Annotated in this window: 12 protein-coding genes and 1 pseudogene; 2 read left to right on the forward strand and 11 right to left on the reverse strand. The window is 42.3% G+C overall.

The window, feature by feature from the left end; translation table 11 throughout:
- The first annotated feature begins 229 nt into the window (after nt 1-229).
- Nucleotides 230-1,587 (forward strand): annotated as a pseudogene (locus AN214_RS13185) (IS1182 family transposase).
- Between the two features lie 78 nt (nt 1,588-1,665).
- Here the strand turns inward: AN214_RS13185 and AN214_RS23315 are convergent.
- The 7 genes from AN214_RS23315 to glk all read right to left on the reverse strand — a co-directional run bounded on the left by AN214_RS23315 (nt 1,666) and on the right by glk (nt 8,207).
- Entirely contained in the window at nt 1,666-1,773 is a 108-nt protein-coding gene (locus AN214_RS23315) for a lipoprotein (protein ID WP_161805683.1), read from the reverse strand.
- 238 nt (nt 1,774-2,011) lie between these two features.
- Nucleotides 2,012-2,161 (reverse strand): hypothetical protein, encoded by a 150-nt coding sequence (locus tag AN214_RS22715; RefSeq protein WP_161805684.1) that lies wholly within the window; start codon nt 2,159-2,161, stop codon nt 2,012-2,014.
- Nucleotides 2,162-2,240: 79 nt separating this feature from the next.
- Entirely contained in the window at nt 2,241-3,245 is a 1,005-nt protein-coding gene (gene gap / locus AN214_RS13190; protein WP_010560259.1) for a type I glyceraldehyde-3-phosphate dehydrogenase, read from the reverse strand.
- Nucleotide 3,246: 1 nt separating this feature from the next.
- Nucleotides 3,247-3,876, reverse strand: coding sequence for a bifunctional 4-hydroxy-2-oxoglutarate aldolase/2-dehydro-3-deoxy-phosphogluconate aldolase (locus AN214_RS13195; protein ID WP_054980135.1), 630 nt, complete (start codon nt 3,874-3,876; stop codon nt 3,247-3,249).
- Between the two features lie 12 nt (nt 3,877-3,888).
- Nucleotides 3,889-5,751, reverse strand: coding sequence for a phosphogluconate dehydratase (gene edd, locus AN214_RS13200; RefSeq protein ID WP_054980156.1), 1,863 nt, complete (start codon nt 5,749-5,751; stop codon nt 3,889-3,891).
- A 458-nt stretch (nt 5,752-6,209) separates the two neighbouring features.
- The gene (locus AN214_RS13205; RefSeq protein WP_054980136.1) at nt 6,210-7,226 is read right to left on the reverse strand and encodes a LacI family DNA-binding transcriptional regulator; all 1,017 of its coding nucleotides are present in this window, start codon (nt 7,224-7,226) and stop codon (nt 6,210-6,212) included.
- Nucleotides 7,227-7,241: 15 nt separating this feature from the next.
- A complete protein-coding gene (gene glk, locus AN214_RS13210) occupies nt 7,242-8,207 on the reverse strand; it encodes a glucokinase (protein ID WP_054980137.1) in 966 nt (321 codons plus the stop codon).
- A 249-nt stretch (nt 8,208-8,456) separates the two neighbouring features.
- Between glk and AN214_RS13215 the strand changes: the two genes are divergently transcribed.
- Entirely contained in the window at nt 8,457-9,476 is a 1,020-nt protein-coding gene (locus AN214_RS13215; RefSeq protein WP_054980138.1) for a LacI family DNA-binding transcriptional regulator, read from the forward strand.
- A 23-nt stretch (nt 9,477-9,499) separates the two neighbouring features.
- Here AN214_RS13215 and AN214_RS13220 read toward each other — a convergent pair whose 3' ends face one another.
- Genes AN214_RS13220 through AN214_RS13235 form a run of 4 tightly spaced genes read right to left on the reverse strand, consistent with a single transcriptional unit; the run spans nt 9,500 to nt 16,726 of the window.
- Nucleotides 9,500-11,929 (reverse strand): glycoside hydrolase family 15 protein, encoded by a 2,430-nt coding sequence (locus AN214_RS13220; protein WP_082428572.1) that lies wholly within the window; start codon nt 11,927-11,929, stop codon nt 9,500-9,502.
- Nucleotides 11,930-13,423 carry an MFS transporter gene (locus tag AN214_RS13225; protein ID WP_054980139.1) on the reverse strand — a complete coding sequence of 498 codons (1,494 nt, stop codon included), beginning with the start codon at nt 13,421-13,423 and terminating at the stop codon, nt 11,930-11,932.
- A gap of 3 nt (nt 13,424-13,426) precedes the next feature.
- A complete protein-coding gene (locus tag AN214_RS13230; protein WP_054980140.1) occupies nt 13,427-15,229 on the reverse strand; it encodes an alpha-amylase family glycosyl hydrolase in 1,803 nt (600 codons plus the stop codon).
- The gene (locus AN214_RS13235; RefSeq protein ID WP_054980141.1) at nt 15,230-16,726 is read right to left on the reverse strand and encodes a tryptophan halogenase family protein; all 1,497 of its coding nucleotides are present in this window, start codon (nt 16,724-16,726) and stop codon (nt 15,230-15,232) included.
- Between the last annotated feature and the right edge of the window lie 41 nt (nt 16,727-16,767).

The raw sequence follows: 16,767 nt of genomic DNA on the forward strand, positions 1-16,767 counted from the left end.
ACATTTCTTTACTCACCGGCATACGATAACCTATCGTCTGGCAACGGTTCAAGCTGTGTGAAAACTCTGATCACCTTTTGCTCTAAGCACTCGCTACTTATGATCAATAAGTCTAATTAATAGTTGTCTTAATTGATATAATAATCAGCAAGTTAATGTTAGATATTAGCTAATTATGTCTAACCATATATAGGGGCAAAGCCGTACTCAAGCCACGCTATTTCCTGAAATTCTGAATGACTTCATTGTTGAAATAACCAAGTTCGCGTTATTGACGTGTTTTTAGATAAACTCAATTTTGAGCAAATGGGGTTTAATAGCGTTGTTGCTAAACAAACTGGCCGTCCTGGCTATCACCCAGCCACCATTTTAAAACTATATATTTAGGGGTATCTTAATCGTGTTCAGTCATCGAGAAGATTAGGAAACGAAGCCAATAGAAATATCGAACTTATGCGGTTATTTTAGTGCTTAACGCCTGATTTCAAAACCATAGCTGACTTCAGGCGTGACAATGCCCAAGGCATTAAACAAGCTTGTTGTCACTATATGCCGAGAAATGGGTATATTCAGTAAAGGTAAAGTAACGATTGATGGCGCTAGTTTAAAGCCGTGAACAGTAAGCCAAACAACTTTACGCCACAAAAAGCTAAAGGCCATACCGAACGGGTTGAGGCCAGTATAGAAAAGTACCTCAAGCAATTAGATGACGTTGATAGTGACGAAGTGCCAGAGAAAAAAATTGCAAGTCATGAAAGATGAGCTGGCTTGGCTACAAAAGCGCTTAGGTGACTTACAGGGAATCAAAAAAGTCGTAGAAGCTCACCCAGACAAACAACTATCACTAACCAACCCAGATGCCAGATTGCTCAAAACTAAAAACATGGAGCGTCAAGTTTGTTACAACATTCAAAGTGCAGTAGACATAAAGCATCACTTAATTGTTTACCACGATGGATAGAGGTGAGTTAGCGAGGTTAACAAAATTAACTCAACAGGCTTTAAACCAAACAGATATTACAGTGATGGCTGATAAAGGTTATTACAGTCGTAAAAATGTGAAAGCCTCGCTCGATTTAGGAGCCAATCCACATATGCCGAAAACAGACACATCAGCTTCAAGTAAAAAAGCATTTTCAATCTCTCTCGCTTTAAATATGACCCTGAAAAGGGTGTGTATATTTGTCCTGCTGGTGAAGAAATGCAAAACCGTATGCAAGTATTTGAAGGTGGATTGCACTTAGAGACTTACTTCAATCATATCGCTTGTCGCGATTGCAAAATACGGAGTCAGCGTACCACATCCAAACGAGCTCCAAGGCGCATAAAACGTCGGATCCAAGAAGCAGAAACCGAAGCCATGCTAGAACGGCTCGACCATGCACGAGAGACGCCCGTTATCCGTAAAAAAAAATAGAGCACCCATTCGGAACCATCAAAATGTGAATGGGAGCAACGCATTTCTTGACCCGACAGTTCAAAAACGTGAGTACCGAAATGAATCTCCATGTTCTGGCTTATAATATGAAGCGAATGATATCGATTATGGGTGTTCAGGACTTAAAGAAAGCAATAATGGAGTTATAGAATTAATAACTTCGCTCGCATACAGAAAAGTATGCTCACCACAAAAAATAACTCGAACGAAATCTTCTTCGAAGATTTCTAACTAACAGCAAACAACATTAAAGAAAAATTTGTTTTACACAGTCTGCGGTCCCTACATGCACTTAAAAATAATAAAGCAAAAATAACCAACAATGATTTTTTCATATTCCCTCACAAAAACTAAAACAAAATAAACGTAAATAAAATTAGGTGATAATGCGCATTTTATAACAAGCTTACAGTGACCATAAGACTTTTATAACTTAGAGTCTGACGCATTCGCTTCAAGTAAACGATAAATGGCATACAGATAGAAACACGGATAAAACCCACCAATAAATAACACTAAGCTGCTCGAACTAAGTAAATCAGTAAACGTAAGTGCCTTAATATCCTGCTCAAGTTACATTTGGTCAAACATCAGCCAAAGGGCAAAAAACAGCCAAAGGGCAAAAAACAGTAAAGCAAAATGAAGAAGTGAAAATGCGATAACGCGAAATTTAGACTTGGCAATTGAGTGCGACCATGTCGCAGGGTGTGATGCTAAACTCATAAACAATCCTTTGTTTTTTAGCATTGTAAAACAAAAACGGCTGCAGATGCAGCCGTTTTTACTTAGTCGGTAGAGCAAATTATAAAAACTTACCTAATGCTGTTACTTGGTCGAGCATGCGGTTTGAGAAACCCCACTCGTTATCGTACCAAGCCATTACTTTAACTAATTTACCATCAACCTTAGTTTGCGTTGCATCGAATACTGAAGACGCTGGGTTGTGGTTAAAATCAATTGATACAAGTGGTGCTTCGTTGTACTCAAGTACTTCTGCCATTGCACCTTCAGCTGCTGCTTTAACCGCTGCGTTTACTTCTTCAGCTGTCGTGTCACGCTTAGCAACAAAGGTTAAATCCACAAGTGATACATTGATAGTTGGTACACGTACCGCCATGCCGTCTAGCTTACCAGCAAGCTCAGGTAATACTAAGCCTACTGCTTTTGCTGCGCCGGTTTTAGTTGGGATCATGCTTTGTGTTGCACTACGTGCACGGTATAAATCGCTGTGGTACACGTCCGATAGGTTTTGGTCGTTAGTGTAAGCATGAATTGTTGTCATGCTGCCTTGCTCAATACCAATAGTATCGTTAAGCGCTTTAGCAACAGGCGCTAAACAGTTAGTTGTACACGACGCATTTGAAATAATAATGCTATCAGCGTTTAATACATCTGAGTTAACACCGTGCACAACCGTTGCGTCCATATCTGTGCCTGGCGCAGATACGATTACACGTTTTGCACCCGCTTCAATGTGCTTTGCTGCCGCGTCACGTGATGTGAAAAGACCAGTACATTCAAGTACAATGTCGACTGCTAAATCAGCCCAAGGCAAGTTCGCAGGATCGCGCTCTTGCACTAATGCAATTTCGTCGTTATCGATAACCAGTGTGTTTTCAGCAAGCGTTACTTTTTTACCAAACGTACCATGCACTGAATCGTACTGTGTAAGGTGTGCATTTACGTTAGCTGGTGCTAAGTCGTTAATTGCAACAATTTTAATTTCTTGTTCGCGATTTGACTCATAAAGCGCGCGTAATACGTTGCGTCCAATACGGCCATAACCGTTAATAGCTACTCTGATCATCTTATTCACCCTCATTCACTTTACTTGCTTGGCGCGCTAACTCTTCGATTGCTTGCCAGTCTTTATTTGCGATTAATTCTTTATCTAACATCCAAGTACCACCTACACACTCTACATTCGGTAGTGCTAGATAGTTAGGCGCACTGGCAAGGCTTACACCGCCAGTTGGGCAAAACTTAACATGTGGTAGTGGACCAAAAATTGACTTCAACATTGGCACACCACCGGCGGCTTCTGCTGGGAAAAACTTTAAAAAGCCAAAGCCTTTTGCTGCCAGCTGCATCACTTCACTTGGTGTTGCGGCACCTGGTAAAAATGGCACATCAGTTTCACTGGCAAGCGCTAACAACTCATCGTTAACACCAGGGCTCACCATAAAATCAGCGCCCGCTTCAATTGATGCGTTAAATGTTGCTTTATCTATTACAGTGCCTGTACCAACGTACGCTTCTGGCAATGCGTGTTTAATTTGTTTAATTGCTTCTACCGCTACAGGTGTACGCAGGGTAATCTCTAATGCGCGCAAACCACCGTTGTACAATGCCTTTGCAAGTGGCACTGCATCTTCAAGGTTATTAATAACAACAACAGGGACTACCGGTGCTGCTTGAAGAATTTTTTCAATACTCATTTTTACTTCCTGTTATTGGTTTGTATTTGGGTAGATAAGACCAAATGCACTGGCACCTAAATCTGCGCTAGATACTGTTTGACGAATACCTTCAAACAATTCACGGCCTGTACCAAATGTCTGAACTTGTTCGCTGATTTCAATTTCACGCTGTGCAAATTCATCATCAGCAACATGTACTTTTAATACGCCATTTGGAGCATCAAGTGTTACCAAATCACCTTCGCGGATTTTTGCGATAAAACCACCCTCTACTGCTTCTGGCGCAAGGTGAATAGCCGCTGGCACTTTACCTGATGCGCCCGACATGCGGCCGTCAGTAACAATCGCTACTTTAAAGCCTTTGTCTTGCAGCGTTGCCATAATCGGCGTTAGCTTGTGTAGCTCCGGCATGCCTTTCGCTTTAGGGCCTTGTTCTTTAATCACGGCTATAAAATCAGTTTCTAATTCGCCGCGAGCAAAGGCATCTTGCAATCCAGCTTGCGAATTAAATACTTTTGCAGGTGCTGTCACTGTTTGATGCTGCTCTTGTACCGCAGAAACTTTAATCACCGCGTGACCCAAGTTACCCGTTAATAGCTGCAAGCCGCCTTGCGGATTAAATGGATTTGTAACTGGACGAAGTACTTCTTCATCGTGCGAATTTTCTGGGCAATCTTGCCATTTCACTTTCGCTGCAATTTGGTTGTCGGTAGCAATTACCGAAATATCAATTACTGGCTCTTTGGTGTAATCGTTTAGACTATTACCAACAATGGTCTTCACATCTTCGTGTAAGAAACCGCCTTTTAATAGCTCTTTCACTAAGAACGGTAAACCACCTGCTGCATGGAAATGGTTAACATCTGCCGAACCATTTGGATAAACACGTGCAAGTAGTGGCACAACTTCAGAAATATCTGACATGTCTTTCCACGTAATGTCTACGCCTGCTGCTTTTGCCATTGCAACTAAGTGAATTGCATGGTTAGTTGAACCACCCGTCGCAAGTAAGCCAACTAAACCATTCACAATGGTTTTTTCACTGACAATTTCACCAATTGGATTGGCATCTTGGCTGTTGATCAGCTGGTTAAGCATCATTTCTACCGCGTTAACCGTTAAACCATCACGTAATTCTGTGTATGGATTTACAAACGAGCTGCCCGGCAGGTGCAGACCCATAATTTCCATCAACATTTGGTTAGAGTTAGCAGTACCGTAGAAAGTACATGTACCTGCACTGTGATAAGACGCGCTTTCTGCTGCAAGTAATTCATCACGACCGATTAAACCTTGCGCAAATTTTTGACGTACACGCGCTTTTTCTTTATTTGGAATACCTGAAGGCATTGGGCCTGCTGGTAAAAAGTAAATTGGCAAATGGCCAAAAGACAGTGAGCCAATTACAAGGCCCGGGACAATTTTGTCACACAGACCTAAACAAAATACGCCATCAAAAACGTCGTGCGACAGTGAAACAGCCGTAGACATTGCAATCACATCACGGGAAAAAAGTGAAAGCTCCATGCCATCACGGCCTTGCGTTACACCATCACACATAGCAGGTACACCACCGGCAACTTGTGCAGTGGCATTAAATTTGGTTGCAACCTTTTTAATTAAATCTGGGTATTCTTTGTAAGGCACATGCGCTGAAAGCATGTCGTTGTAAGAATTGATAATACCAAGATTCGGTTGTTCGTCTTTGGTTAATAATGCTTTGTCTGAGCTTGAACAGGCTGCCATTACGTGTGCAAGGTTACCGCAACCTAAGCCAGCACGTACGCGTTTTTTAGATTTAGCTGCTGTCATACGCGCTAAATACGCTTGACGCGTTGCTTTACTGCGTTCAATGATTCGTTCGGTTACTTCTTGGATTCTTGGGTGTAGCATTTTCGCACTCATTCATAAAGATTTGGGAAAAAGGCTCAGTACTTAAATTAGAGACTCCTGCTAGTCTAAGTACCGAGCGACTTTGTCTACCCGTTCAAAGGTCCGATATCGAGCGTCTCTCACAACCACTCTATGACACCGGTGTCACATTATTAAAACCGATCTATGACACCGGTGTCAACCCTAATTTTAGTGCTTTTCTTGTGAACTGCCCAATTTATCTACAATAAAAAGCATGAATTGAGTTCAACAAGTGACAATGACATTAAAATGACAGAAAAAATAATTTACGAGGAACGCTTATATATAAGCCGATAAAGAAAAAACGCGGCAAAGGAACCGCGTATTGCTAAGGTATGAGTGAAATGTTTAGCGCCTCTTAAATAAAAGAAACGCTTTGTTTTAACTGGGAATTATCAACCGTTATTTTCGTAAGGCGTGAAGCCTTACGTGACAAATTATTTTTGCACAGGCGCTGTCGATTCACGCTCAATTAATTTGCCAGCGAACACTTCTTCGATGTCTTCGCTTTCCGGCGCATTGATCTTATCGATTAATAAGTTTACCGCACGAAATGTCATATCTTCTACCGGTTGTGCAATCGTTGTAAGGCCAGGCCAAATATGGCGCGCAATCGGGGCATTATCAAAGCCTGCAATTGACAGCTCATCAGGCACTTTAAGTGACATTTGCGAGGCAACTTTTAATACCGCTGCCGCCATGTAATCATTCGACGCAAATACCGCACTTGGTCGAGCTGCTGATTCAAGGATTTGTCGCGCACTGTCTTCACCAGAATGATAACTAAAGTTACCCTCGGCAACTAACTCACTTTTAAGAGTTATGCCCTCTTCGTTCAAGGCATCGACATAGCCGGCGAAACGCGCTTCAGTAGCACTGTGATCTGGGTGACCTTTAATAAACGCAATTTCTTTGTGGCCGAGTTTTAGCAATAACTTGGTAATATCGTAAGCCGCTTGCGTATCGTTACTTTTAATCGAGATTGATTGGTCGTCTAAGGTCACTGGTGCAACGCGCGCATACGGAATATTGCGTAGCTTTAAATGGTCTACTAACTCTCGGTTATCTGAAAATGGTGGCGTTAATACAATACCATCTAAGCGCGATGTGCTAATAAGTGTTTCAATATTATCAATAAGTGGTTCGCCGCGCAGTTCACATGGGTGAATTAGTAAGTTGTAGTTGCGCTCTTGGCAGGCTTCTAACGCGCCTGACTGTACACGGGTGATATAACTTTTTGACGGGTTATCGTACAAACAACCAATGATAAAACTGCGGTTATGCGCAAGACCTCGGGCAATCGGATTAGGACGATAATTTAGCTCTTTAAACGCTTGCTGAACCTTCTCTCGGGTCGCATCAGACACGTTTGGCTCATTATTGAGCACGCGAGATACCGTCTTTTTTGATACCCCAGCGTGTTTGGCCACACTATTTATCGTCACTTTTTCCATATAAATCTCTAATTATTACTTCGTATCTAAACTTGCAGCCGCACCCAACAACGGAATATTGTCTTGAGTGATTAAAATTACCGGAATATCGTTAACAATGTGCTGCATTTTTCCTTTTGCAACAAAACGTTTTACAAACTCACTTGCCAGTAGCTTATCTTGAAAACGGGGTAAAATACCGCCACCAATATACACACCACCGGTAGCGTTAAAGGTCAGGCTCAAATCTCCTGCCACAGCGCCAATCCAATCGCAGAATTGGTTGAGTGTTTTTACACAAATGTCGTCATCATTTGCGAGCGCCAATTGCGTAATTGTGGGCGCGTCAAAGTTCTTTGCTTTTTGTCCATGGACTTTTGCCATGGCACAGTACAAGTTTTCAATGCCCTGACCGGAAAATACATGTTCAACCGAAACATGTTCAAATTCTTCACTTAATGCAGTAATTAAGTTGCGTTCAAGTTCATTGCATGCCGCTAAGCTAATGTGACCTGCTTCACAGCTCAATACCACATTCTGCTCTTCGCCTTTCACAAGTGCGGCAGCGCCAAACCCAGTACCTGGACCAATTACTGCAATATTACCATCGCTGTGACTATGCCCGTCTTTAATGACTAAGTTTGCAGTGTTATCAATGTAAGGAGATGCGTGTGCAAATGCAGCAAAGTCATTGATCACTTTAAAATTAGCAAAGCCGAATTGCTGTTTAATATCGCTTACATTAAATTGCCAACCTAAGTTAGTTAAAAAGACCGTGTCTTTTTTACGTGGACCCGCAACGGCAAAACATGCATTGTTGGGCACGCTTTCTAGGGTATCAATGTAGGCTGCAACAACATCAGCAAAGCTATCGAAGTCTAAACTTGAAAACTTTTGTATGTTGTTAAATACAATTTCTTTTGTCGTTTTATCAAACGCTGTAACGAGTGCAAAGCGTGCATTTGTACCGCCAACATCCGCAACTAATATAGGCTCAAACATATTAATTCTCTCAATTGAATTAGCTAATTTTTAAGTGCAGCAATTGCAACTCGTACGTAGTTATATCTTGCCCTGCTACAGACAATCAACTAAATGGCAACAAACCCAATTGACTTCGGTTAAGTTGACTAATTATGACACCGGTGTCAGATTAAATTCAATATCTCATCACATAAAGTTAGTTTTTTTATTAAGTTTATGGCTAAAATACCGTCTAAATTAGCGTGTTTATCATAAAAAGGTGCACAGTTGAGTAAATCCAAAGCCACATCGTTCGATATTGCCCACTATGCAGGCGTATCACAATCTACGGTTTCGCGCGCATTGCGCAACAGCCCGTTAGTGAACGAGGAAACCAAAAAGAAAGTCTTTGAGATTGCCAAAAAACTTAATTACAAAGTCGATAAAAACGCCAGTAACCTGCGTACGCAACAAAGCAACACCATTGCACTGTTACTATTTGAAGATCCCACCAGCGATGAATCGATGATCAACCCGTTTTTTCTATCAATGTTGGGCTCAATCACCCGCGCCTGTGCTAATCAAGGTTATGATTTGCTCGTGTCATTTCAGCAAATGGATCAAGACTGGCAAGCGCAATACGAAGACAGCCACCGCGCTGATGGCTTAATTTTGCTGGGCTACGGCGATTACATAGATTACCAAGCGCGACTTGCCACTCTATTACAAAACAATACTAAGTTTGTATGTTGGGGCGCACGTGTTGATTCGCGCCCAGAGCTTTCCATTTCCTGTGATAACTATTTTGGCGGTGAGCAGGTTGCAGAGTTTTTAGTAGCGAAAAAACGTACACAATGTGCGTTTATAGGAGATGCATCAGAACACAGCCCTGAATTTTTCGCCCGTTTTAATGGCTTTAAAGATACGCTAAATAAGCATGGGTTAGATGTTGATGCGCGCCAGATTATTAATGCCATTTCAACCGATGAGTCAGGCTATAACGCCACCAAGACTTTGCTTAGCTTAAAACGCCCTATTAATGCTATTTTTGCTGCCAGTGACTTAATTGCAATTGGCGCTATTCGTGCAATCAAAGAAGCGGGATTAAATGTACCTGAAGATATTAGCGTGATTGGTTTTGATGATATTCCTGTTGCGAGCTTTACTGAGCCCGCCCTCACCACAGTTAATCAAAGTACGTCTATTGCGGGAGAAATGCTTGTGGCGAATTTGCTAGCCCAATTAAAAGACGAGCCACCAGCACAAACCCAGCTAAAGCCCACCTTGGTTGTGAGGCATTCGGCATAAAAAAGGCGCTTAACGCGCCTTTTTTAATTCAGTTTTTCTTTGACTACTGGGTAGTAATCCCAAACTTGTTTGTCTGACATTGAGCGCAATAATTTAATATATTCCGCGTGCGTCCATGCAAGTGGCGTCGCTGAATTTGTGCCTTCCCCAAATGTGTAATTATGCGGGTTAACACCAACACCATCCCACACTTGCTCTGGTAACATTAAGCCTTCGTTGGCAAATTGTTCCATACCTTTAACATACGTTTGCGTCAATGCGGCTTGCTGTTTCGCATCGAACGAATCAGATTGCGCGAGTTTTGCAATTTCATAGTGGCCTCGTTCACCGGTAAAGAATGGCCAAACACGTCCACGTTGCCCTGGGGTATTATTGCCGCCTTCAGCATAGTTGGTGCCAGTAACTTCGTCTTCACCATAACCGTCATTACCGTAACGACGCCAGCCTGGGAATTGCCCCTCCACCCCCTCAAAAGTAAAGTTATATTTTACTTTAAGGTTTTCAGGTAAATTTTGTGCATCATATTCATCAAGCGTATCAATAATATGCTTATCTTCAGCGCTTCTTACACCATAACGCACAAGTTCCAAAAAGCCGCCATCCAAAATGCTTTGTTTGACTAAACCTTTTCGGCCGTTGTTATCGCCTAGTATAGTCGCTGAGTTTGCATCGTCATCTTGGCTAATGCGCACATAATGCTGGCCGTTTGATGCGTCGCTCGGTAACGTACTTTTAGTGGTATACATGCGCGATTCAACTTTGGCGTTGTAATCCTTTGCAACATTGAAGTACTTAGTAGCCAAGACATCATCGCCTGCCAGCTTTGCAATTTCACTTGCAGTAACAAGACCAGCAATTACAGCAGCCGTGGTTGATGGCGAATGTCCCGCTTGCTCTTCCCAACGTTCCTGCTGAGTAAATGGCGGCTTTATTTCGGTGTCATTCCATAAAATTTTAGCAAGACCACCTTCAACTAAAAAGTCTGCCGCAGGTTTAAGCATTTTATTAAACCAAAGGATCAGTTCTTCTTTGCTAAGCACATCGGCAAGATAAAGCTTCCAACCAAGCATAATTGGCATCGCGGTTTGGTCCAGCTGAACACCTACCCATTCCAGCTCACCGTCAACATGAGTCTTTTGTAAGAACCAGCCCGTATCACCTTGGTTACCCGGTGTTTTATCAGTCACTTGTGCTTTTTCTAGATATTCAAACGCCGTTTTCGCGGTGGCTTTATCACCCATAGCTAAAAACGCCATTGCTACTTGGTAGAAATCACGTACCCAAACAGCTTTATATCCGGTATGCCCTTCAATTGCAGCTACGGTATCACCCCATGGGTTTGACAGTGATGCAATCAACGCGCCTGCATGTGTTTTGTCTTCCTGCGCTTTTAACACTAAGGCACTGGCATACGCTAAACGACCATTATCGGCTGATTGTGAGCTTAGCGCTTCGAGATCAAGCGACGCTAAATAGCCTTGCCAATCAGCACCAAATTCAGTTAATAGTGCTTGGTAACCTTTTTGTTGGCTTGCGTTTGCTGCCGCAATACTCTCATCTAAGGTGTTACCAAATGACAGTGTTAACTCAAATTCTGCTTTGCTTGATGTGCTACCAAGTAAGGCATCTAGCGACACGTTGCCAGGTTTATCACCGGTTGTTGCATAGCTTGTGAACGTTTTGCCCAATTTCATTTGTGATATCAAATCAGATGTACCAACAAAACCTACACTTGCTTGTTCAAATGCTGTGTTACTTGAAAGTGTAAGGTAATTGTCGCCATCAACTGCTACTAATTTACCCTCTTTTACCATGGCTTTATCGCCAACGCCGTTATTATTAACATACGGGTTAGCATGAACATAAAGTGATAATGGCTCACCTTTTAGTGATTCTAATGCCACTTTTACAAACAATGTTTGGTTGCTGCTATCAGTAAAAATGTGTTTTTCAATTTTAAAGCGGCCTTGTTTGTCAGTGTTCGTCAGCTTGTAAGCAAGTGACAATGGTCTGCCTAGTTCGTCTTTATGTAGGTAGTCAATTTGCCACTGGGTATCATCAAGTTCTGTAGCAATGAAGTTGTCGCCTTTAACAACAAATTGCATTTCTTTTAACTGTGCTTGATGAATTAAACCAAACATGGTTTCGGTAATAATCCCCTGCGCTAATGAAAACCACACTTTTGAAACGGCACCTGTTGCCGCCTTATCACTGTAACTGCCATCTAAATATGCTTCGTAGCTGGTACCGATACCGGTTTTGCCTGAATAAGCCCAGAACGGTTTGCTACCTGGTGCGCCTGGTGCAGTTAGATTGTTTTGCGCTGTACTTGCTGAGTTAGTTTTTGCCACTTCAGCACCACAGCCAGAAATTGCAAGTGCTACTGCGCTTGCAAGCAATGATTGTTTAACAAATTTAGTTTTAAACATGGTTAATTGTTCACTTGTTGTCATTTACTTGTTATAGGTCACACGGGTTACCGCAATGGCAGCAATCAAGTATGAAACACCACCGAGAGACAGTGCATAAATTGCTTCACCATCGAATACAAAGCGCACTAATGCGCCTAAAATAGTTGCTGCTAACATTTGCGGAATAACGATAAAAAAGTTGAAAATGCCCATATACACGCCCATTTTATTGCTCGGCAAGGCGTTACTGAGCATGGCATATGGCAGAGATAAAACAGATGCCCAAACAAAGCCGATGGCTACCATGGCATAAATAAGATGATCGCTATTCGAAATAAAGGCAAAGCTCAACATACCGCCTGCGCCAAGCAATAAATTGATCATATGACTCACTTTTAAGCCAAGCTTTTTCACCATTAACGGAATAACAATTGCGGCAATTACTGAAAAACCGTTGTAGGCTGCAAATAATACCCCTACCCAATCAGCACCATCGTTATACGCTTTTGTTGCAACGTCGCTGCTGCCAAAGTGAAAACTGGTTACAGCGGGAGTGGTGTAAATCCACATCGCAAAAAGGGCAAACCAACTAAAAAACTGTACAACGGCTAATTGTTTCATGGTGCTTGGCATGCTCATCATGTCAGACATCACCGTATAAAAACCGTTTTGCGTTTTACCACGGGTTTGCATACTGTTTGAAAGTAAAAAGAGCCCACCAAATACACTCAGCGCGCCGCCTAAGAATACGATATCTTTACCGAGCGATAACACATACACTGCCGCCAACACTAACAAACCTAAGCCAAGTAATGCCACGCCAATGCGAGCAAACGGCAAGTGGCCTTGGTTTGAATATGCAAGCGTTACTTGTGGATCTTCATACTTTGCCAGTTCTTCAGGGCTATATTCTTTAGTAGTGACAATGGTCCAAAGTACCGCAATCAGTAATACCACAGCACCAAAATAGAATGAAAATGTTACGGATTCGGGAATAACACCAGCTTCTGCGGTATTACTAATACCAAACCAATTAGTCATCATCCAAGGCAGTGCCGATGCAACCACGGCGCCAACACCAATGAAAAAGCTCTGCATGGCATAACCCATACCGCGTTGCTTCTTCGGAAGGTTGTCACCTACAAGTGCACGAAACGGCTCCATCGTCACGTTGATAGCAGCATCCATAATCCACAACATACCCGCCGCAATCCACAAGGTGGACGAATTTGGCATAATACACAGTGCTAATGTTGTTGCCAGTGCACCGTATAAAAAGAAAGGTCTACGGCGACCTAATTTACCCCAAGTGCGATCACTAAAATAACCCACAATCGGCTGCACAATTAAACCTGTAAGCGGCGCCGCAATCCATAAAATAGGGATTTCATCGATATTTGCACCTAAAGTTTGGAAAATACGGCTCACATTGCCATTTTGCAGAGCAAAACCAAATTGAATGCCCATAAAACCAAAACACATATTCCATATTTGCCAAAACGACAGGGTTGGTTTGTCTTGCACAGGTGTTGTCATAAATTACTCCACTACCACAACTACTGCGCCCTCGGGCACTAGTGTGAAGTTAGTTGTTTTATTATTAGTTTGAATTTTGTTATTGCCAGCAAAGCGCAACAGATTTGCTGGCGTCACATTATATGGCAATGTAACTGACTGCGCTTTATCGCCAAAATTAGCAAGTATCAGTAAAGTGTCATACTCGCTTTTACGTATAAAGCCAATCACCTTATCTTTAGCCTCACCTAGCTCACTGGTGATATCAATAAGCGAACCTTGTTTAATGGCATCGCGCTTGGCCAAATTTAATAGTGTTTTATAGAATTCGCGTAGCGCTTTTTGTTGGTCTGATAACAAGCCACCATCAAATTTGCCATTATTCACCCATTTTTGATGTTGAGGCACGCCAACATAATCAAAAATACTGGTACGTGTTGGGCTACCAAACCCGGCATTTTCTGCGCCTGGTTCCCCTACTTCTTGACCAAAGTAAATTAAACTAGGTGACTGGCTGATAAGGTGCGAAACCACCATCGCGGGTTTGCCTTTATCCATATCGCCAACAAAATCAGGGCTCGCAATGCGCTGCTCATCATGGTTTTCTAAAAAGTTGAGCATATGTGGCGCGATGTCTTTTACTTCGTGGTGAACGGGCATTAAAGTCGTTGCCGATTGCTTACCTTGCATGATCCACTTTAACGTATCGTAAAAACCGACTTTGTCGTAGAGATAATCCATTTTACCTAAGTGGATATAATCACGATAAAGTGTTGGATTATATACTTCTGCAATTAACGTGGCGTGCGGATTTTTGCGCTTGATATGGGCATTTAAGTAGCTCCAAAATTCTACTGGCACCATTTCAGCCATATCATAGCGAAAACCATCAACCCCTTTGTCTAACCAATAAAACGCGATATCGCGCATTTTGTGCCAGCTGCTTGGTAGCTCTTTACCTTGCCAAAACGCGACAACATCACGATAGCCCTTAGTTGCGTATTCGCTTGGTAATGTCGCAAAGTCATAACTGCCATCAGGTTTAACACCATAGTTTACTTTTACGGTCTCGTACCAGTCATTAAAATTTGGCTGCGCCTCGCGTGAACCATTACCTGTCCATTTCGCCGGGTTTTCATCAAACTTTCCGTCAACCAAAGGATGCGCATCACCGCCTAAAGGTGAATAATCTTCAGGGAATTTAGGCAGTGAAAACGCTGCTCCAGGAATATAGTAAAAATCATTAAACTTGGAATAAGTAACACTGGTATCATCTTTTTCACCTAAGCCAATCACACCTTTAGGTTTCGCAATAGACTCGTAGCGACGCGCTACGTGATTTGGCACGATATCAATAATTACTTTTAAACCCGCAGCATGGCTTCGTTTAATCAGTGCTTCAAACTCTTCAATGCGCTTGGCTGGATTATTTGCAAGATCTGGATTAACCGAATAGTAATCTTTAATGGCATAGGGGGAACCTGCACGTCCTTTTATCACATCAGGATCATCTAAACTGATGCTAAACTGAGTGTAATCTTCGGCCATTGCATGATGAAGTACACCGGTATACCAAATATGACTAACACCCAGATCTTTTATTTCATTAAGCGCTTTCGGGGTAAAATCAGCAAATTTTCCAACACCATTTTCGGCCTTGCTACCCCAAGGTTTATTAGTTGTATTTGTGTTGCCAAACAAACGGGTAAACACCTGATAAACAACCGGCTTTTGCACTTCGTTTTGTTCTTCTACAAGTTTAGATTGGGCGCTGACACTATTTGACGCCACCATAAGCGCAAATAAGGCATACATCTTCTTTTTCATTTAATTACCAAATCGTTTTAAAAATTCATTATGGGTTGGCAGTTTGTCACTGGTGTGGGCAACCAAGGTTTTTAAGCTTTCAAGTAAATCTTTAATTTGTGCATTATTTAAGTTATGCGCGAGTGGATGATATTGCGCTGGCTTAATACCTTGTCCTAGCATCACTTGCTGCCACGCCACTTCGCTAAACAATTCGTCATCTTGTCTAAAAAACAGGGCATTTTCAGCAAAAAGCTGCATTTTATGGCGTAAGCTGTTTGGCACGTCCATATCTTTACACTGACGCCAAAAAGCACTATCTGTGCGCTCGGTTAATTTGTAATGCAAAATAATAAAGTCGCGGATGCGTTCAAATTCAACCTGACTTTGACGATTAAACTCTGCTACAACTCCATCATTAATACCCATTAACGGAAAATGCTTTACGAGTCGAGTTGCCGCGGTTTGAATTAGGTGAATACTGGTTGATTCAAGTGGCTCTAAAAAGCCACTTGAAAGGCCTATCGCCACAACATTCTTATGCCATTGTTTTAAGCGTCGGCCAGTGCGAAAGCGAATAAGTTTGGGCTCCGCAAGCGCCCTACCCGGTAAGTTACTTAGCAGTAATTGTTTTGCGTCATCATCTGAGAGATGATTGCTGGCGTAAACCAAACCATTACCAATGCGATTGGTTAGCGGAATTTGCCATTGCCAACCGGCATCATGTGCAATGGAACGTGTGTAGGGTTTAATTTCATTCTCACCATGGTCACACGGAACAGCCAAAGCGCTATCGCAGGGTAACCAATGGCGCCAATCTTCAAAGCCAACATTCAGGGTTTTATCAAGTAATAAGCCATGCAAACCAGAACAATCGACAAACAAATCGCCCGTTACAACCTCTTGGTTTTCGAGGGTAAGTGATTTAATAAAGCCGTTGTTATGGTGAGTTTCGACATGGATTACTTTGCCTTCAATACGCTTTACCCCAAGCTGCTCTGCGTGATTTCGCAAAAACTGTGCGTATAAACTCGCGTCAAAATGGTAAGCGTAGCTAGTCCCCGCTAATTTGGTATTTGGCAAATGTTGGAGCTTATCAAAGCGGTTGCGCTTTGCTGCTTGATAATTAATAGAGTAATCCCAAAAGCTACTAGTATCGCCCTGCTCTTTGGCTTTAAGCCAATAATTCAAAAAATTGCAAAATGGAAAGTCCTTACCAAAACTACCAAACGCATGCATATAATGCTCGCCTTGTTGACCCCAGTTTTCAAACTGAATGCCAAGCTTAATAGTCGCGTTGGTTGCTTTGATAAAGGCTTTTTCATCAATGCCAATGGCGGCATTAAAAGGAATGATGGGAGGAATGGTTGCCTCGCCAACGCCAATTGTGGCGATGTCTTTTGACTCAACTAGCGTAATAGAAATCTGCTTGCCAAGTACTTTTGCAAGTAAGCTTGCAGTAAGCCAGCCAGCAGTACCTCCGCCGACGATGACAACATTGTTGATTTGATTTGTCATGGTAACCTCAGATAAAAACAAAGCCCTTTTCAGGGCTTTGT

It is taken from the genome of Pseudoalteromonas sp. P1-9 (genome assembly GCF_001399975.1).
Classification (GTDB): Bacteria; Pseudomonadota; Gammaproteobacteria; order Enterobacterales; family Alteromonadaceae; genus Pseudoalteromonas.